The organism is Paraburkholderia sp. JPY419 (genome assembly GCF_050435705.1).
GTDB lineage: Bacteria > Pseudomonadota > Gammaproteobacteria > Burkholderiales > Burkholderiaceae > Paraburkholderia > Paraburkholderia youngii.
Genome location: NZ_JBNDKV010000003.1, coordinates 901529 through 920432, shown reverse-complemented (window position 1 = coordinate 920432; position 18904 = coordinate 901529). Strand labels below are relative to the sequence as shown.

The following is an 18904-nucleotide window of genomic DNA, read 5'->3' as shown; positions in this document are numbered from 1 at the left end:
CGCATGCTTATCCACAGATTTTCTGGATAACCCTGTGGATTGTTTCTTGCCGGCCGCTCGCCGCAAGGCGATTATCAGGTTTGCATCAAAGAGCGGCACCAGCAGGAAGCGTGAGCCGGCTCAGCCACTTAACCGGGAAACCTCCCGAAAACCGTATAGCTTTCGCCGCATCAAAGCGCACCATTAAAGCTCCCGTAAGCGTGCAGCTTTCGCATGTCACCGTACTCGCCGCGCGGCCCAAAATGGCTTACGCGCCTTGTCCGCGCGGATTCAATGAGCCAGTTTTGATGCCCGATGCCGCCGAGGTCCTTCGAACGCCTCTATGGCGAAATTCAATGGTGCGTGCAACATGTTCAACGTAAGCTTCGACGGCGGCACATTCCCCTTAAGCGACGTTCAGGAAAATCCCGCGCGGTACATGAGGCGGCTTGAACGCGCAAAGGTAACGCCCGGGTACGCCACATGCGAATGCGGGGGTGCTGCTTCGCTCCAGCTTGTGATCCGCCGCTACGGGTCGCTGCTCCATCTGGCCGGCTGGCCAGACGATGGACATCGTCACGATCGCGCCTGCTCGTTCTTCAAAGATCCGAACGTTGCACCTTCCGTCCGCGGCGGCGACTCCAAAGCAGCCATCCTGTCGACACCCACAGGCCTGAACGTAAAATTGGACGCCGCGCTAACCACGCGAGAAACCACCATCGGCTCTCGCGGCTCGGCGACGGAAACCCGATCCCGCCAGAGCCGGCGCTCGGCCAGCCTGCTCGCCTTCCTCCAGACCTTGTGGGCCGAAGCAGATCTCAATCAATGGACAGGCACAGCATCATCGCGCCACTGGGGGCAATGCAATGGGCAGCTGCTGGCTAAGGCAGGGACGGCCCTGATCAACGGTGCCGATGCCCAGAACGTCCTGCACATCATGCGTCGCTTCGATGAAGCCGATCGCGTCGCGATCAATGCAGAATTCGATGCTTTTATCGCGCGGCTCACGACAGAAAAAGGAACGACGCGGCGCGGGCTCATCATTGGGGAGGCAAGCGAGGTGGCTCCGACCCAATATGGTCACGCGGTAAGTCTGCGTCAGAGCGCGCGCAGGTACTACGCCAGCACCAGCCTGATCGAGCACGCCGCGCGAACTTATGCACATGCGTGGCGCGCCCTCGGCGAGCGCAGCGCGCGCGTCGTTGCCCTCCTTCTCGTTGAGCGCACTTCAAAGGGCCACCTGAAAGTTATTGATCTGGCTGCAATGCTCTGCTCTCACGCGTACCTGCCCTGCGATTCGATTCACGAAGTCGCGATGGCCAACCGGCTTGTCACTGAGCGGCGAGACTTCGTAACGCCCGTTCGTATGTCAGCAGAGGACGACATGTTGCCCGACTTCGTCTTACGGGACGCCGGCGTGCGGACGCACATCGAGGTCTATGGAATGAACGGTGTTCCAGCCTACGAGGCACGCAAGGAGGAAAAGCGGGCGCTTCGGCTCGCGCGTGGCATACCGGCCGTCGAATGGGATGTCGATCGGGAGCCGCTCACGCAGGTGCAGCTTCCGCCCCTTCGCGACGCGCGCGCGACTTGACTTCACCGGAGGCCCGGTAACCTGGAAATAAATGGCCGCCGCGGCAAACCGGCCCCGGCGCGTGAATATCCAACAACACACACAGGAATCCGACCATGCAGTTCACGAAGGCAATCATGAGCGCGGCAGTGGCCGCAGTAATGGCAACCGCGGCCCACGCTTCAGCAGGCAGTGGCGCGTGCCAGCCCGAAGTCGGCTTCTCGCCCGAAGGCAGCGCGCCGCACTGGTCGACCGCGCGATCGACAGCGCCCAGCGCTCGATCCGGGTTTCGGCGTATTCGTTCACCTCGCCCGATGTCGTGCGTCACCTGCTCCAGGCGAAGCGCCGTGGCGTCGAAGTCGCCGTCGTCGTCGACGAGAAGAGCAATGTCAACGAGGACCGTTCCGGTAAGGCGCACGCGGCCCTGAACCTGCTCGTGAACGCACGCATTCCGGTGCGCACCGTTGGCGTCTACCCGATCCACCATGACACGGTCTTGGTCGTTGATGGTTCAACGGTCGAGACCGGCTCTTTTAACTACAGCCAGGCTGCGGCGTCTCGCAATAGCGAAAACGCGCTCGTGCTCTGGGACTGCCCGGGCGTCGCCCGGGGCTACCTCGAGCATTGGCAAAGCCGCTGGGACCAGGGCGTCGAATTCCGTTCCTCCTATTGAAAGCGCTGGACTTCCAGGCGCTCCGACCCACTGAACAGGAGTACCCGTGCAACAGATATCCCAGGTAGTTCAGGACATCCTCAATCTGACGCGCTATGCGGCGTCGCCGTTCGTGCTCACCGGTCGCCCCGATTCTGTGCGCCAGTGGCTTTCAGTGTTGCAGGAGCGCCTGAACGCGATCCTGCAGCGGGTCGACAACGCGCTCGCGTCATTCGAGGAGACGCGAGAGGGTGAGAACGACTGGACAGACGAAGAGCGCGTTCTGAGCAGTGAATGGGTACAGCGCAATTTTCCCAACGAGGCAGACAGCGTCAGGGCGGCACGGCGCAAGGCGTGGGTCGACGGTCAACGACTGTGCACGCGGTAGCGGATGGCGGAGCAACGGCGAAACTTGACTTCCGGTCCGGACAGGCAAGATCAAAATGCGCCCGGTTCTCATCGGGCTATCCAACTACAGGAGTCCGCGATGCTGGGCAAAACCTTTTTTCTTGAACGCGCAATCTCGCGCTCGCTCGACTGGCTGGGTCGCTACCCGGCTTTGGGCTGCGGCGGCCACGATCCTGAATCACTTTCTTCGGGCCGCCAGATAGTCGTCGCCGCGGCCACGCCCCGTGGCGTGCGCTGCGTGTTCTTCAGTGCAGTCGGGTCGGTCCTCGATTTCAGCGCGACATGGGCCGAACTCGAGCGCGCGAAAACCTGGTGGTACTTCGTGCAGCGCTGGTGTTTCTGGGTCGTGCCAGACGCGAAGACGCTCGACGCGATCAACCCGGCGGGCGATCACATCGAACATCTGATCGTCCCGACCTGCGCGCCGTCCGATCTCGCCGACGCGGCGTTCCTTCCGTGGCTGGACGCGATCGAAAAGCGCGCCCGCCAGTGCGGCACGCTGGCGGTACAGTCTCACGATGTCGAAACTGTCTGAGCGGGAGTCGGGATGACCCAGAACAGCAAGATCGAATGGACCGACCACACCTTCAATCCGTGGGAAGGCTGCCAGAAGGTCGGCCCGGGTTGCGATCACTGTTATGCGGAAACGCGCAACGCGCGCTTCGCCGGCGGCACGCCGATCAACTGGGGCCCGGGCGCGCCCCGTCGCCGCACCTCCGCCGCGAACTGGCGCAAGCCGCTGCAGTGGAATGCGCAGCATGATGAGTTCTTCGCGAAGCACGGTCGCCGCCAGCGCGTGTTCTGCGCATCGCTCGCCGACGTGTTCGACAACGAGGTCGATCCGCTATGGCGCCGCGATCTGTTTGAGCTGATCGAGCGCACGCCGAACCTGAACTGGCTGTTGCTCACGAAGCGCATCGGCAATGTGTCCGACATGGTCGCTCACGCGCGATCGCGCGATTGGCTCGCGGGTCGCGACAACGTCTGGCTCGGCGCGACGGCCGTCAATCAGGCCGAGGCCGATCGCGACATCCCGAAGCTGCTTGCGGTGCCAGCGCGGGTGCGCTTCCTTTCCATGGAGCCGCTGCTGGGCCCGGTGAGCTTCGAAGGCATGTTTGCGGGCAGTGACTGGCGCGACCACACCAACGCCCTCGAGGCGCTGGACTGGTTGATTGCCGGTGGCGAAAGCGGACACGGCGCCCGGCCAATGCATCCCGATTGGGCGCGCTCGCTGCGAGATCAGTGCGCTGCCGCGGAGGTTCCGTTCTTCTTCAAGCAATGGGGCGAATGGGCGCCCGGCTCAAACCCCTCCACACAGACGATGGACGGCGTCGGCAAAGAAAGCCGCCGGTCGCGAACTGGATGGCCGCGTTCATGACGATTTTCCTAAAACTATTCTTCATACAAAAAGCGGCGCTTTTCCGGTTGTAAATCGGCTTTTCGCGCGTCCAATGTCCAACGATAATGCCTGCCAATATCTCCCAATAAATGCACGGCGAAGACCCGGACAATGTACGAACAGCTCTATCCATGCGATCACTGCGGCGGACGCGGAACGGTCGGCCTGTCTCAACGCGTCGCCGCCGAAATCGGTCAGTCTGGCTTTGACTATGGCCAGTTTGGACGCCACGCGGGACCGCCCAAGATCGGGGATACTGTGCCCCGCCCGCCCTTCGCCCCTCAAACCGAGAGGCTTGCCTGCATCTATTGCGCCGACTGCGGGATGTCGACGCCGTGGTTCCCATACGCCAACAATGAAGCCGACGCTTTGAAAGATGCAGCGGTGATATGGAACAGGCGTTTGAGCAGACCCAAAATCACCGAGGGTGACCTGTGCGATCTCGTCGAGAAAGAGCTTGGCGCCTGCGACACCCAAATGGTTATTGACATGCTGGCCCGCAATGACGAGGACTGGGAGACGCGAGGACCGCTGTTCGCCGTGCTCGCCCAAAGGCTGGTCGACGCTTCGGTTTCGACGATCGACAGCTGGCCAATCGAGCCGGTGCTTCGCGACGCCGCGCGATACCGCAAGCTGGTCCAACTCGTAAAGTGGTTGGACGTCGACGGCAATCGCTACATCCAGTTTCCGACGATACCTACCCCGCGCGAGCACTCCGACCTGATGTTCGAAGACAGGATTGCACTGGCGATCGACGGAATGCCGGACAGGGATCGCTGGTGATGGCAGGTTGGCCGCGGCGTGCGAGACGAACTAATTTGTATAAGTCGCGACGTCATCGGACCGACATCGTCAGATCCTGCAAAGGCTGCTCAACCATGTAGCTGGCGAAAGGCGGCACCCGACCCCTCAACGGTCGGTCGTCACCAAGCGCTTGCGATGGCCGCTTGCGTAGTACAACTGCCCTTCAATCGGTCTTGTTTGCCCTCGAGCCCACACAGACCGCCAGCAGTCACACCGACACGGCAATGCTTCTTGGTTACCTAGCAGGCTGTTGAATTTGGGTCCCGTGTAAACGGGGTTTGAGGGACGGGCGTTATGGATATCGTGTTCATGATCTTTGGCAGCGGATGCGATGCGCGGAATGGATGAGATGCAGGAACCCCTGTTCACGACGGTCAAGCTCGAGGACTTCGTCCCGGCAGATCACCCGTTGCGACCGATCCGGTTGCTGGTGAATGACGCGTTGAAACGGCTCAACGGGCTGTTCAGCGTCATCTACGCGGACACCGGCCGTGCCTCGATTGCGCCTGAGAAGCTGATGCGGGCGCTGCTGTTGCAGGTGTTCTACTCGGTGCGCAGCGAGCGCATGCTGATGGAGCAGATGCGCTACAACCTGCTGTTCCGCTGGTTTGTCGGGCTGGCGATTGAGGACGCGGTGTGGGACCACTCGGTGTTCTCGAAGAACCGCGACCGGCTTCTGGAGCATGAAGTCGTGGAAGCGTTCTTCACCGAAGTCATGAGCCTGGCGGACAAGCGGGGCTTGCTGTCGAGAGAGCATTTCTCGGTGGACGGCACGCTGATTCAGGCGTGGGCCAGTCACAAGAGCTTCCGCCGCAAGGACGGCCCGGACGATGGTCCGCCAGCCGGCGGTGGCCGCAACGCCGACACTGACTGGAAAGGCGAGCGACGTAGCAATGCCACGCACGAGTCGACTACTGATCCGGAGGCGCGATTGTTCAAGAAGAGCCACAAGAGCCCGGCCATCCTGTGCTACCACGGGCACATCCTGATGGAGAATCGCTCGGGGCTGGTGGTCGGCGCCGTGGTGAGTCACGCAGATGGTTTCGCCGAGCGGGCCAGCGCATTGCAATTGCTCGATTGCGTGCCAGGCGCTCATGCGAAGACAGTTGGTGCCGACAAGGCGTATGACACCCGCGACTTCGTGAACGATTGCCGCGCTCGCAACGTGACACCGCATGTCGCGCGCAACGATGAGCGTTGGGGCGGCAGCGCAATCGATGGTCGCACTTCGCGGCATACAGGCTACCGGATTAGCCAGATCATCCGCAAACGAATCGAAGAGCATTTCGGCTGGGGTAAAACGGTCGGTCGGATCCGGCAGACGGTCTATCGCGGTATCAAGCGCGTCGACCAGCACTTCAAGCTGACGATGGTTGCGAGCAATCTGACCCGCATGGCCCGAATGCCAGGGGTGGTGCCGCAAGGAGCGGCGCGATGAGCCGTCACGGCGTGAAGACTGCGCGCCAGCGGGGCTGCATGCGTGCGCATGCCCCGCGCGGATCGCGCGGCAAACCGGTAATTCAGCGGGAAATTGCACGCGCAAGTCTCCTGAACGTAGCTTCGGTCGTCATGACGGGGCGCTTTTCAACAGCCTGCTAGGACTTGTCGTCGGTATAGCTCTCTCGCGGAGGGTAAACGCCGGCGAGGCGCGCGATCAGGATCGCGACGAACAAGCTGCCGGTGATCTGCTCCACCATGCACATGCCGCGTGCCGGGCACGTGAGTGGCGTGATGTCGCCGAAGCCTGTGCTCGTGAGGACGGTTATGCTGAAGTAAAGCGCGTCGGCATAAACGAGCCGACCCGGCTGCCCGACGATCATGTACGACTGCGGATAAAAGAATCCGATGGTCGCGTAGATATACGCCCAGAGGTCACCGATCAACAGATACGCCGCCGCGGCGCCAAACAGCTTATCCGCCGTCATGATCTTCGGCTGGAAAACGTAGCGGAGAAGATACACAACAGTGATGAAGTAGAGTGAGGCGCTGAACATCCAGGATATAGCGAGGCTTGTCTCGTCGTCGTGCCATAGGCCGAGGTACTGGAACCACACGGCCGGAATGGCAAGTAACAGCACGATCACGAACGGCAGGGTCGTACGGCCGACTGCTGCCACGGTTGCTATTACGAGGAACATATTTACGACGTTCAGGAGAAGGCGGCCGCTGTCGCTCGGGGGGACAAACGATACTGCGCCGATGAGCGTGACCAGCACGACAAACAGCCAGAAGCAGCGCTGGTAGAAAATGCGAGACAGCGCTTCGCGCGTGGTACTGATGGCCATGGTGGTCTCTTCCCTAGTTCGCGTATGTCGCAGCGAGGCAGGCCAGGCCGCATGTGACGGGAGTATAAAGCGCCCGCGCCGACCGGTCATGGCTGCACTGCGCCTGATGACCGAGTGTGGCGAGCGTCGGGGCGCGGTCTCCGATGCAAAAGGCATAAGGCGACCCATAGCCGTCCTTCGGCCTGACGCGAAAGCGAGGGCAGCTTTCCCAGCCCGAACGGCCATTCGATTAACCGCCAGTCTTCGACCTCTTAATGCGCGCCGCACCTTCATCCGCGTGCGCGAGGCCGCGAAGTCGGCCTATCCCTCGGGTGGTAATCCTGAAGCAACACACATTGTGACGAAGGGCGCAAAACGCGTAGATTTAGGCGCATCTGGAAAACGTCTCGCGCTAATCTTCATACATAGGTCGCGCAGTTCGCGCCCTTTCTGGCGCGTGCCGATCGTACTCCGTTACACGGAGGACGTATGAGCCCTGCTGCTGGTTTGGCGCGTCTGCAACGCGCATCTGGAACCTGTCGGTCGTCGCGAAAGCTCTCGCTGTTTGTCGCTGCACTGACAGTACTGCTCTCTGGACAACACGCCTTCGCCGCAGGGCCGCTGCCGCAAGGCGGCCGCTTCGTAGGCGGATCAGGAAGCATTGCCCAGAACGGCACGAACCTGAACATCACGCAAACAGGCTCGCGGGGCATTATCGAATGGGACAGTTTCTCGATCGGACGGCGCGCCACGGTTTCAATTAACAACGGCACTGGCGCGACACTCAACCGCGTAACGGGTAACGACTTCTCCACCATCCTCGGCACGTTGAGCGGCACCGGCAGTGTGTACCTTGTCAACCCGCATGGGGTTTTAATCGGGCGAAACGGCGTGGTCTCGACGGGCGGCCGCTTCGTCGCTTCGACGCTCGACATCCCCAACGACACATTCTTGAATCCGCCCGCGATCGGTGGGTCGGTGTACGCGGGCAGTTCCACGGCCAATGTGATCAATCTCGGCAAGCTCATCTCGTCGGGCGGGGACGTGTTCCTCATATCGGCGAACAAGGTCAAGAACGCAGGGACGATCGATGCGCCAAACGGCAATGCCGAACTTGCCGTGGGGCATCAGGTCCGTCTGTTGGACGGCACGTATCAGCAAGTTTTCGTGGATGTGGGAAGCGGCGGCACGATAATGAACACGGGCTCGGTGCAGGCGGCGATCATCAATCTGCAGGCGGCCGACGGCAACATTTTCGCGCTCGCCGGTCATTCGGGCGCGCTGCGTGCCACCGGCACGGCGACACGCGCCGGCCACGTGTGGCTCGTCGCCAACACCGAGACCGCGACGTCGGTGATCAACACTGGCAACGTGGATGCGCGCAGGGCGCAGATCAGCGCACGCAATGCGGACGGCAGCGGCGGCGCGGTCGATATGTCCGGCAAGGAGGTCGAGGTCGGCGGCGCGGACGTTCAGGCGAAAACCTGGAACATTACAACTGGGGACTTCATCGCGGACGCCCCTATCGCTCGCACGCTAAGCGCAAGCCTGAGCCACGGTGCCTCGATCAACGTGGACGCGAACGGCGCTGACGGTCAACGTGGGGCGACCGGCAAGGGAGACATCGCGATTGAGGCTAGTGTGCGCTGGCACGGCGCCACCTCGCTGACGCTCGACGCGGCGCACTCGCTGACCATTGCGCCGAACGCGACCGTCGCCAACCACGGCGCAGGCTCGCTGATTCTCAATGCCGACTCGTCGGGATTCGACAACGGCGGCAGCGTGACCAACCTGGGCACGATCAACTGGTCGCGAAGCACGGGCATCGTCACGGCGCTCTACGACATGAACGGCAGCTACACGCCCGGTACATTGCGCAGCAATCCGTCCTGGCGTGCCGCGCCGTTTAGTGGCCTGGTGACCCAGATCACTGCCTATCAGCTCATTAACTACCTGGCAGACCTCAGTGCGGTAAACAACAACCTCGCCGGCAACTATGCGATGGGCAACCGGGCAATCGATTTCCTGAATCCGGTGAATTTCGGCGGCATCGGCACCGCTGCCACACCGTTCACCGGCCAGTTCGACGGTATGGGCCATGGCGGCATCTCGGGACTGAACATCTCCGGCAGCGCCGATACCGGACTTTTCGGCGTGATCGGCAAGACAGGCGTCGTGCGCAATCTTGATCTTTCACAAAGCTCAGCGACCTCCTCCGCAGGACCGGTCGGCTTGCTGGCGGGCACCAACTATGGGCTCATCGTGCGGATTGGCGCCTTCGGTAGCGTGCAATCCACGGGTGACACAAGCAGCGTGGCCGGTGGGATCGTCGGCGAAAATCGGGGCCGAGTGGAACAGTCATTCGCCGGCGTGAGCGTGAGCGGGGCTGGAACCGTGGGTGGCCTTGCCGGTACGAACGACGGTTGCATTGACCAGTCGATTGCGTTGGGTAGTGTGACGGGCGGTGCGCAAGCCACGCTCGGTGGACTCGTCGGTGTGAACAATGGCCGGATCAACCAATCCATGTCCGAGGAGATCGTAGGGGGTGGCGTGAACGGTGGTGCGGTGGTCGGCGGCATCGTGGGCCGCAATGCGGGCGTCATCCGCGAGTCCTATTCCCAATCGACGCTCAAGCCTGATCCGGGTGCGACGACTGGCGGTATCGCTGGCATCAATAGCGGAAGCATCGCCCCGGACGTGTTCTGGAACAGCGAGTCTTCCGGCGCGACTGCGGGGGTGGGCTCGGGAACACCGGTGGCAGATGCGAGCGGACTCACTAATGCCCAGCTACTCGACCGTGCGAGCTTCGGCCCGACCTGGGATTTCAGCGCGACCGGTACATGGGTGATGTCCTCTAACGGGCCGGCGCTGCGCTGGTTGGCCGGACGTTGATATCCGGGTATGGGTGACCAGGGTCGTGAGTAAGCTTCCGTGGCAGTTTCGCACGACTCCGCTTCGGGGACTGGCAACCGTATCTCAAGCGGGTGTCATTGATAAAGCGGGCAGCCGACCCGTTTCTGTCATACGTTCAAGCCTGTCCAAAGGCAGCTTTCTGATCGACAGCGGTCATTACAGGCTTACAGCCGGCCCGCTGATCGTTCCGACGCACTTATGTGAGGCGATAGACCTTGCTCACCGTCCCCCGGAACAAGGCCTCGCGCTCGTCAGCGCTAGCTTGTGCAGTCAGCTTCTTGAAGGCGTTCCAACCATTACTGAATGGATAGGAGCCCTTGTCCACCGGGAAATTGCTCTCGAACATGCAGCGGTCCGCACCGAACGCTTCGATACACGTATGCATCCATGGCTTCCACGCTTGCGCCAATTCATCCGATGACGGCGGTCGCTCGCCCTTTTCAAACTCGAAGCCATTGATACGCATGCCGAGTCCGCCCACCTTCACATAGACATTCGGCAACTGAGCGAGTGCGCGCATTGAGCTCGACCAGGCGTCGAACGCTTCAGCGCGGTGGCTTGCGTAACTGGCGATGCGGACTACCCCGCCGCAATGGTTGATGATGAAAGGCGTATCAGGATGGACCTTTGCCAGATCGAACAACTCCGGCAATTGCGGGAAGAACAGCCATGCGTCGTACGACAGCCCCAGCGATCGGAGCTCTGCGACCCCGTCCCGGTAGTCAGGGTCGAGCAGTAGCCCTCGCGGCGCTGCAGAAATCGGATTCACCAGCGTCTGGTCAGCATCCCAGGTAACCAGATGCCGAACACCACGGAACCGACCATCGCCGGCACGCAGTTCTGCTTCGAGAACATCGCGAACCGACGCTCCCCTGCGAAGATCTGCATAGCCGACCATACCCTTCGCAACCTCCGGCTTGCTATTTTGCAAAGGCGCCGTGACGCCAGCAACATACTCGATTTCTCCGACCGGGCGCAGCGACTCAGGACCAGACGGGCGATATCGTGTCAGCCCCTGCATGAACACCGACGCGGTGATGTTATGGCCCGTTTGCGCGTCCTGAAGATACTCATCGAGAAGATAGGTCCAGCCCGGACGATCGTAAAAGTGATGATGCGCGTCGACGATCGACAGGTCCGGCTCAAGCGCCGCCTCGGTGCCGGAAGCGAGCCAACCAGTCCGAACGGAAAGATAATTGCCGGTTGTACTCACGGAATGCGTTTCCTCTTTTGCAATTGCCTGACGCAGAGTGACAGCGGGGAAAATCCATGATGCTGCGGCAGCGCCAATCAGCTGTCGGCGCCGCGGCGGAGGGGATTTGCTCATTCCTGTTCCCCGCGGCCGAAGGCATAAAGTGACAAAGTCAGCAAGGTCGTGATGCCTAGCACGATCGAAAGCCCAATCATGCCGGCCGAAAACGTGCCGAAACTGTCTTTCAGATACCCCACGAGGTACGGTCCCGCAAAGCCGCCGAGTGCACCGATCGAGTTGATAAAGGCCAGGCCACCGGCAGCCGCCTGTCCGGAAAGGAACCGGGCAGGAAGCGTATAAAAGATCGTCCGGCCCGCAATCGTGCCGATCAACGCCAGCGTGATGCCAGTCATCGCCGGAACCAGCTGATGGAAATACGTCGAGACACCCAGCGCAATCGCACCAATCAAAAGGCCTGCGGCGAGATTTGCGATCGGGCCGCCGCGACGATCGACCCGCTTTGCCCACCAGAGCAACGCGACGGTGGCAAAGAAGTAAGGCACGGCCGACATCCAGCCGGTCTGCATTACGCTCATCCCGTGAGCCCGCAGCATCTGAGGCAGCCAGATGCCGATGCCGTAAGAGCCCATCGTAAAGCCGAAGGAAATCATCGCCAGAATGTAGGTGCGCGCGTCCTTCAACGCTGCCACGAAATTTTTCTTCTTCTGACTGGACGAGCCTTCCCGATCAAACGCGCCTTGCAGAGCTCGCCGTTCTTCGTGGGACAACCACTGCGCATCGGCGGGCTTATCCGCCAACATTTTCAGTACGAGAAAGCCGAGCACGCATGCGGGCAATCCTTGAACGATGAACATCCACCTCCAGCCCGCCAGTCCCAGGACACCGTCCATATGGAGCAGCGCCGCCGAGAGCGGACCACCGACGAGCGACGACAGCGGCGTGGAGACGGTGAACCACGCGAGCACCCGAGTGCGATAGCTGGCCGGGAACCAGACGGCGAGGAAAAAGATGACTCCGGGAAAGAAGCCAGCCTCGCCGATGCCGAGCAGCAGCCGGACTGCGTAGAAGCTTTTGGGGCCCACGGCCAGCGCCGTCGCCGCTGCGAAGAAGCCCCACGTGATCATGATGCGGGCGAGCCAGCGCCGCGCGCCGAAGCGATATAGCGCCAGGTTACTGGGGACCTCGAACACGCAGTACCCGGCGAACATGATGCCCGCCCCCCAGCCGAACTGTGTGGCGGTCAACCCAATGTCGTGATTCATCGTCAGCGCCGCGAAACCGACGCTCGTGCGATCCAGATAGTTGAAAAAGTACGCAAGCGCGAGTAGCGGAATGAAGCGCCACGCGGCTTTTCTGACTGCGGACTGCTCGAGGGTGGAACCCACCGCGCTGCCTGTCGTGATGTCCGATGAAATGGATGTCATGTCTCGTCTCCAGACGAATCACGGCGCGCAGAAGACCCTGCCGGCCTCTGCGGCTTAGTGATTCTTTATTCGCTTCGCTGCTTCGCTGCTTCAGGCGCTGGCGAGTTCATTCGCCGACGGGTTCGATGCATCGCCAGGCTGGGCGTCCTGACACTTGACTACCCCAGCCTCGGTCAACTGTCTGAGGTCTTCCGGTGTGTATCCGAGACCCGACAGAAGCGCTTGTGTGTCCTGACCCAGCGAAGGGGGCGCCGCGCGCAGGTGCAGGCGCTCACCATCCAAGGTCAAGGGCAGCAGCGCAGTCCTCGTCGCTATGGGCTGTCCCGCGCCGCTTGCATCGGGCGGCAACGTCACCTCGGCGAGTCCGCCGGTGGCGAGCAGGTGCGGATCGTCGAACAGATCCTGCGGCTTGGTGATCGGCGCATAGGGCAGTCCGCAGCGCTCGAAAATCGTGCTGATCTCGGCCGCGGTGAACGCTTCCATGTGTTTTCGAAGCAGCGGCAGCACCCATTCGCGGGCCTGCACGCGCTGATTGTTGGAAGCGATACGCTCGTCCGCCTTGAGCTCCGCCAGCCCGAAAGCGTCGCAGAACAGCGCCCATTGCGTATCGGAGACAACGGCCAGGAAGATCTGCTCGCCGTTTTTGACCGAGAACACGTCGTAGACGGCCCACGCTGAAATGCGGCTTGGCATCGGCGCCGCCGCTTTGCCGGTCACGGCGAACTGCATCATGTGTTGAGCCACCAGGAACACATTGTTCTCGAACAGCGCGCTCTGCACTTCCTGACCCCGGCCCGTGCGTTCGCGTTGAGCCAGCGCCGCCATCGCGCCTATCGCGCCGAACATTCCACCCATGATGTCGTTGACACTCGTTCCGGCGCGCAGCGGCCTGCCTTCCGGTCCCGTCATGTAAGCGAGGCCGCCCATCATCTGCACGACCTCGTCGAGCGCGGTGCGATGATCGTATGGGCCGGGCAGAAAGCCTTTATGCGACACGTAGACGAGACGCGGATTGAGCCTGGACAGCGCGGCATAACCGAGGCCGAGCTTGTCCATCGTGCCGCTCTTGAAGTTCTCGCTGAAGACGTCCGCTCCAGCGAGGAGCTTGTGAACGATTTCCACGCCACGCGGATCTTTTACGTCCACGGCGATGCTCTTCTTGTTCCGGTTGAACGTGCTGAAGAAGCCCGCACCGGAGCCGCGCAAAGCGCGCGTGCTGTCGCCGGAAATAGGCTCGACCTTGATCACCTCCCCGCCCAGGTCCGCCAGCACCATGCCGCATGTCGGCCCCATCACCATGTGCGTCATCTCGACGACGCGTACGCCGCTATACGGCAAATTCTGGTTTGCTTGCACGTCGCTCATTGCGCTACTCCAGTCAGGCAGCCTTCCGGTTGCGGCGCGCTGGGCGCGCGGCCATCTGCATACGCGAATCCCTTTGGAAGACCCGCGTCCTGTACGTGTCCATATAACGCTTCGCCAGGCAGCGCCTCCGCGAGAATGGCGCGCGCGGCAATGAGCCTGTCGATGTCCACACCGGTGTCATAGCCCATGGCTTCGAGCAGGAAGGCCAGGTCTTCTGTCACGATGTTGCCGGTCGCGCCCGGTGCATACGGGCAGCCGCCGAGACCCGCCTGGCTGGAATCGATCGTCGTCACGCCGACTTCGAGCGCTGCAACGACGTTGGCCAGCCCCTGTCCGCGCGTGTTATGGAAGTGGGCCCCGCCGGCCTTCGCGCCGAGTTCCGTTTGCAGACGGCGGAACAGCCGGCGAACCTGGGTCGGATTCGCGTAGCCGCTGGTATCGGAGAGGCCGATTTCGTCGACGCCGCATTCGGCCATTGCCACGCACATGCGCATGGTCTGATCGTCGGTCACAGTGCCCGCGATCGTGCAGCCGAAGGCGACCGAAACACCGGCCTCGATCTGCACGCCGGGAAACCGTTCGTCGCGAAGCGCGACGATATTGCGCACTTCTTCGATCATCTGCGCATTGGTCTTGCGGATATTGGCCAGCGAATGTTCGTTGGTCACCGAAACGGGCAGCGTCACCTTGTGCACGCCTGCTTCGAAAGCGCTCTGGCTGCCACGAACATTCGGCGCTAGAACCGCGACGTGCAAACCGGGAAGGGAGAGCGCATGCGCGACAACTTCGCGGATGTCAGCCATCTGAGGCAGCAGTTTCGCCGGCACGAATGAGCCCACTTCAATTTCCTTCAGGCCTGCAGCGGCGAGCGCCGAGACCCATCGCAGCTTCGCTGCCGTGGGCATGACAGTTTTGATGCTCTGCAATCCGTCACGCGGACCGACCTCGCTGATCAACACCTTGGGATTGGGCGTATTCACGACTGACTCCTTTGTTCTATTGCACAGACCTACGTTCTATTCGATAGAACTATAGGTGCGCTTTGCGGCTTGGTGAAGACGGGTAAACCCCCGAAATCGCCAAAAACAGAACTTGAGTTCTGTCACGCGAAACATTAGAGTGACGGCATAACCAGAGAGGAGAAGAGATGACTATCAGTGGGCCCGGGAATGCAGAGCGGTCGCTCGACGCATCGGACACAAGCAGTGGAGTCGCCGTTCTGGATCGGGCTTTCGCGATTCTCAACGCTTTCGGCCCGACCGACGACCGGTTGACGCTTACCGAACTATCGCGCCGCACCGGCTTGTATAAAAGCACGGTCTTGCGGTTGCTCGGTGCTTTGGAGCACGGCGGATTTATACGGAAGCTGAATGACGGTCAGTACGCTGTCGGACATCAACCGCTTCGCCTCGCAACGCTTTACCAGCGGTCTTTTCAAGTCGGCCCCGTTGTGGAACCCATCCTTCAGCAGTTGAGTCGCGATCTGGGCGAGACGGCCTCTTTTTACGTACGGCAAGGTGACAAGCGCCTGGTCCTGTATCGCGTGGAGCCATCGAGAAGCGTGAGAGTAGCGATCCGGATTGGCGAGGAATTCGAGATTGACAAAGGCGCCTCCGGCAAGGTGCTGCTCGCATTCAGTGAATCATCGGATCCGCGCTGGAATGAGGTGCGGGAACGATTCTGCGCGGTCTCATACGGTGAAAGAGATCCCGAAACAACGTCAGCATCAGTGCCGGTGTTCGATTCAACCGGTCAGCTGTTAGGCGCTCTGACCCTATCCGGGCCGAAAGGCAGATTCGACGCCCCAGCCACCATCAACGTTGCTCTTAAAGCATTGCTTCTCAGCGCGAAGCGAGCAACGGTCGACTTGGGGGGCATTGGTGCGAGATACGATGCAAGCATCGCCAGATTCGTCGAAGAAGACGCTGCCAAACCGGAAAAGGCGGATGTCGATAGCGGAAATGCCTGACCCAGGCACGCGGTCCTTGCGCAGGCGCCCTTTGCATTAGGCATCGGAACCCCGGCATGCCATCTGAATGCCGCGCAAAGCGCAAATCGCCTTGCTGCGGCAACGATCACATCCTCCCTTACAGCGACCAAAGCGCGCAGCGCCCGGCTTTCCCGGTTGGCTGAAAGCTGTCCTTATTCATTGTTGAGCCGATGCAACTCCGTGCGTGCTGAAAGATGCGCTTGCCTGGCATGCACGACACGGGTCGGTGCTGGTTATCCCTAGTCGCTCCTTCACGACCTGCACGGCTACCATAGGCATACTGTTACACAGAACTACGTTCTATCTAACAGAACTTTAGCAAAACAGCCTGGAGAGATGCAGATGGCCAGTCTTCCCGTTAATGGGACAAAGCTCTCGTCCGGTTCACCTATCGTTGGGGAGGCAGAGCGAATCAACGCACGTATCGACCGCTTGCCCGCGACGCGCTCGATATGGATGCTGGTCTTCGTGCTGGCTATCGGCGGCTGGTTTGAGTTCTACGATCTATTCTTGACCGCGTATGTCGGACCGGGCCTCGTCAAGAGCGGCCTGTATTCGACGACGACGGCGTCGTTCTTCGGCTTCTCGGGGCTTGGCGCGTTCGTCGCGGCATCGTTCGCGGGTCTTTTCATCGGCACGTTCTGTTTGTCACGCCTTGCCGACCGCTTCGGACGCAAGACGACCTTCACCGTCTCGCTGCTTTGGTATTCGGTAGCGACCTTTGTGATGGCTTGGCAAGACAGCGCGTCCGCAATCAATCTGTGGCGTCTGATCGCGGGCATCGGCGTGGGCGTTGAGTTGGTGACGATTGATACATACGTCAGCGAACTCGTGCCGATGCATCTGCGCGGCCGCGCTTTCGCGTTCGTGCATGTTGTGCAGTACGCCGCCGTGCCTGCCGTCGCACTGTTCGCATGGTGGCTCGTGCCGCGCACACCGTGGGGCATCGACGGATGGCGTTGGGTGGTAGTCATCGGCTCGCTGGGCGCGTTTGTCGTCTGGGCGATCCGCCGCCGCGTGCCGGAGAGCCCGCGCTGGCTCGCGCAGCAAGGCCGTCTCGAAGAAGCGGAAAGCGTGACGCACGCGCTCGAGGCAAAGGTGATGGAGCAATGCGGGAAAGCGCTGCCCGCGCCAGTGGAACGCGTCGAGCGCGCGGTCACCGTCGGCAAGGCGCGTTTCGGGGAGATCTGGCAGCCCCCGTATCGCCGCCGCGCCATCACAATGCTTGTCTTCAACCTTTTCCAGGCGATCGGCTTCTACGGCTTCGCGTCGTGGGTACCCACGCTGCTCGTCTCCAAAGGCGTGACCGTCACGCATAGCCTGATGTATTCGTTCGTCATCGCGGCGTCGAATCCGTTCGGGCCTTTGATCGCCATGACATTCGCCGATCGTATTGAACGAAAGACGCTGATCGTGCTTTCCGCGCTCGGCATAGCCGTCTTCGGCAGCCTGTTCGCAACACAATCGTCGCCCGCGATTCTGATGATGCTAGGGGTGCTCATCACCCTGTGCGGCACACTGCTCTCGGTCGGCTATCACGCTTACCAGACCGAGCTTTTCCCAACACGCATCCGTGCCACGGCGGTCGGGTTCGTCTATTCGATGTCGCGCCTCTCCGCAATGTTTTCTGGGTTCATGATCGCCTTCGCGTTGCGGCACTTTGGTGTTGAGGGCGTATTCGGGTTGATAGGCGGTGCGATGGTGGTGGTCACCTTGCAGTGCGGACACAGCAGGGGGATCAGCTTCTGGTTCGCGACCGCATTGATGAACTTCTCGGAGGACACTTCGTCCATCGGCAACTGCAGGTGCCCACCGGCCAGGCGCATGAATGCACCGATCGCACTATCCGCATGAAGCGTGGTACGCACCGGATGCCCTGTGAGTGCGAGCTCAGCCACGAGCCCGGCGACAACACGGTCCCGGATTTCCCCGACCGTCACATCGTCCGGGTCCATGCGCATCAGCGTGCGGATCACCTCGGCGCATTTGCGGTTCGCTTCTTCGTCGGTCTCATCGGGACGACGCGGAATCGAAATGTCCGAGAGCCACGGTTGCGGATACTCGGACGGCTCATTGACTGCGAACTGCTTGCGGAGGTCGCGCGACGCGAGCATGAAGGACATCGCGCGCAGCAACGTGGACTTGGCCGAGCCCGTCTCACCGGTGAAGACCGTGACCCCGCCGCTGACGTTGCCCAGCGCCTGAACGATGCGCAACTGGGACGTCTGCAGCCCCATCTGTTCCGGCATCAGTACCTTTAGATTGCGGAAATTACCGTCGAGCAGACGCAGACCCACATCGAACCCGCCAACGAGCGGTGAACTTTGCCAGCGGATGTTGACGATGTCGGAATGCACAACGAGCGGGATCATTGCCGACTGCGACGCAGTAGGCTGGAACGTCTCGCCGGAGTTCGTGTTGCGCGCGACGAGATCCTGATAGGCGGCCGACAGCGCCCGACGCACCAGCGCCTTGGGCAGCTTGCGGTACGTGTAGAGGTCGCCGTTCACGCGGAACCGGACTTCGACATCGTCGTTGAAGTCGCGGTACTCGTAGTGGATATCGCCGGCGCCATAGGCGTGCGCGGCTTCAGTCACGTCGCGGAACGTGCCGATCGCGCGCGAACTCTCCGGGATGATTGCCGCAGACCGGTTGCGCTCGCGGGCGTAGATCGCGGCAATCACCGCGTCCGTTGCGATCATCTCTTCATGCACCTTGATGTCGGCGCGCTCGAGATCCTTCACATAGGTCGGATACAGCGCGGACTCGTGGAACGTGCGAGTCGTGATGACGATCGCCATCCCCGCTTGCACTTCGACCGCCACAAACTCGCGGCGCGCCGCATCGGTAATGCGCAGGGTTGCATCCTGGCCGCGCTCACTGAGGATGCGCTTGAAACCCAGTGCGTCGGCGGCCACCA

General features: G+C 61.4%; 14 protein-coding genes and 2 pseudogenes. 10 read left to right on the top strand and 6 right to left on the bottom strand.

What is annotated here, in order from left to right; translation table 11 throughout:
* Positions 1–322: 322 nt before the first annotated feature.
* The 7 genes and pseudogenes from QFZ91_RS27980 to QFZ91_RS27950 all read left to right on the top strand — a co-directional run bounded on the left by QFZ91_RS27980 (position 323) and on the right by QFZ91_RS27950 (position 6253).
* The gene (locus QFZ91_RS27980; RefSeq protein WP_429537820.1) at positions 323–1573 is read left to right on the top strand and encodes a DUF1173 family protein; all 1251 of its coding nucleotides are present in this window, start codon (positions 323–325) and stop codon (positions 1571–1573) included.
* 140 nt (positions 1574–1713) lie between these two features.
* Positions 1714–2225 (top strand): annotated as a pseudogene (locus tag QFZ91_RS27975) (phospholipase D family protein).
* Between the two features lie 46 nt (positions 2226–2271).
* On the top strand, positions 2272–2592 hold the full coding sequence (locus QFZ91_RS27970; protein WP_429569083.1) for a hypothetical protein: 321 nt from the start codon (positions 2272–2274) through the stop codon (positions 2590–2592).
* A 99-nt stretch (positions 2593–2691) separates the two neighbouring features.
* Complete coding sequence (locus tag QFZ91_RS27965) at positions 2692–3147, top strand: hypothetical protein (RefSeq protein ID WP_429569082.1); 456 nt, start codon at positions 2692–2694, stop codon at positions 3145–3147.
* A gap of 12 nt (positions 3148–3159) precedes the next feature.
* Positions 3160–3990, top strand: a complete 831-nt coding sequence (locus tag QFZ91_RS27960) for a phage Gp37/Gp68 family protein (RefSeq protein ID WP_429569081.1) — start codon at positions 3160–3162, stop codon at positions 3988–3990.
* A 132-nt stretch (positions 3991–4122) separates the two neighbouring features.
* Positions 4123–4794 carry a Lar family restriction alleviation protein gene (locus tag QFZ91_RS27955; protein ID WP_429569080.1) on the top strand — a complete coding sequence of 224 codons (672 nt, stop codon included), beginning with the start codon at positions 4123–4125 and terminating at the stop codon, positions 4792–4794.
* Positions 4795–5146: 352 nt separating this feature from the next.
* Positions 5147–6253, top strand: coding sequence for an IS5 family transposase (locus QFZ91_RS27950; protein WP_429522659.1), 1107 nt, complete (start codon positions 5147–5149; stop codon positions 6251–6253).
* Between the two features lie 157 nt (positions 6254–6410).
* On the opposite strand, the gene QFZ91_RS27945 is transcribed toward QFZ91_RS27950, so the two are convergent.
* Positions 6411–7100, bottom strand: a complete 690-nt coding sequence (locus QFZ91_RS27945; RefSeq protein ID WP_429569079.1) for a potassium channel family protein — start codon at positions 7098–7100, stop codon at positions 6411–6413.
* 468 nt (positions 7101–7568) lie between these two features.
* On the opposite strand from QFZ91_RS27945, the gene QFZ91_RS27940 reads away from it, so the two are divergent.
* A complete protein-coding gene (locus tag QFZ91_RS27940) occupies positions 7569–9971 on the top strand; it encodes a filamentous hemagglutinin N-terminal domain-containing protein (RefSeq protein WP_429569078.1) in 2403 nt (800 codons plus the stop codon).
* A gap of 217 nt (positions 9972–10188) precedes the next feature.
* Here the strand turns inward: QFZ91_RS27940 and QFZ91_RS27935 are convergent, their stop codons facing one another.
* The 4 genes from QFZ91_RS27935 to QFZ91_RS27920 form a co-directional block, all read right to left on the bottom strand.
* Entirely contained in the window at positions 10189–11319 is a 1131-nt protein-coding gene (locus QFZ91_RS27935; protein ID WP_429569077.1) for an amidohydrolase family protein, read from the bottom strand.
* A complete protein-coding gene (locus QFZ91_RS27930; RefSeq protein ID WP_429569076.1) occupies positions 11316–12629 on the bottom strand; it encodes an MFS transporter in 1314 nt (437 codons plus the stop codon). The genes QFZ91_RS27935 and QFZ91_RS27930 overlap by 4 nt, the downstream gene beginning before the upstream one ends.
* 90 nt (positions 12630–12719) lie before the next feature.
* Positions 12720–13994 (bottom strand): CaiB/BaiF CoA transferase family protein, encoded by a 1275-nt coding sequence (locus QFZ91_RS27925; RefSeq protein WP_429569075.1) that lies wholly within the window; start codon positions 13992–13994, stop codon positions 12720–12722.
* Positions 13991–14974, bottom strand: a complete 984-nt coding sequence (locus tag QFZ91_RS27920) for a hydroxymethylglutaryl-CoA lyase (protein ID WP_429569074.1) — start codon at positions 14972–14974, stop codon at positions 13991–13993. The genes QFZ91_RS27925 and QFZ91_RS27920 overlap by 4 nt, the downstream gene beginning before the upstream one ends.
* A gap of 167 nt (positions 14975–15141) precedes the next feature.
* Between QFZ91_RS27920 and QFZ91_RS27915 the strand changes: the two genes are divergently transcribed.
* Both QFZ91_RS27915 and QFZ91_RS27910 read left to right on the top strand, forming a co-directional pair.
* On the top strand, positions 15142–15963 hold the full coding sequence (locus QFZ91_RS27915) for an IclR family transcriptional regulator (protein ID WP_176112163.1): 822 nt from the start codon (positions 15142–15144) through the stop codon (positions 15961–15963).
* A gap of 363 nt (positions 15964–16326) precedes the next feature.
* Complete coding sequence (locus QFZ91_RS27910; protein WP_429569073.1) at positions 16327–17838, top strand: MFS transporter; 1512 nt, start codon at positions 16327–16329, stop codon at positions 17836–17838.
* Here QFZ91_RS27910 and QFZ91_RS27905 read toward each other — a convergent pair.
* Positions 17778–18686: pseudogene (locus tag QFZ91_RS27905) on the bottom strand (ATPase, T2SS/T4P/T4SS family); the annotation flags it as partial. The gene QFZ91_RS27910 and the pseudogene QFZ91_RS27905 sit on opposite strands and share 61 nt — an antisense overlap.
* Between the last annotated feature and the right edge of the window lie 218 nt (positions 18687–18904).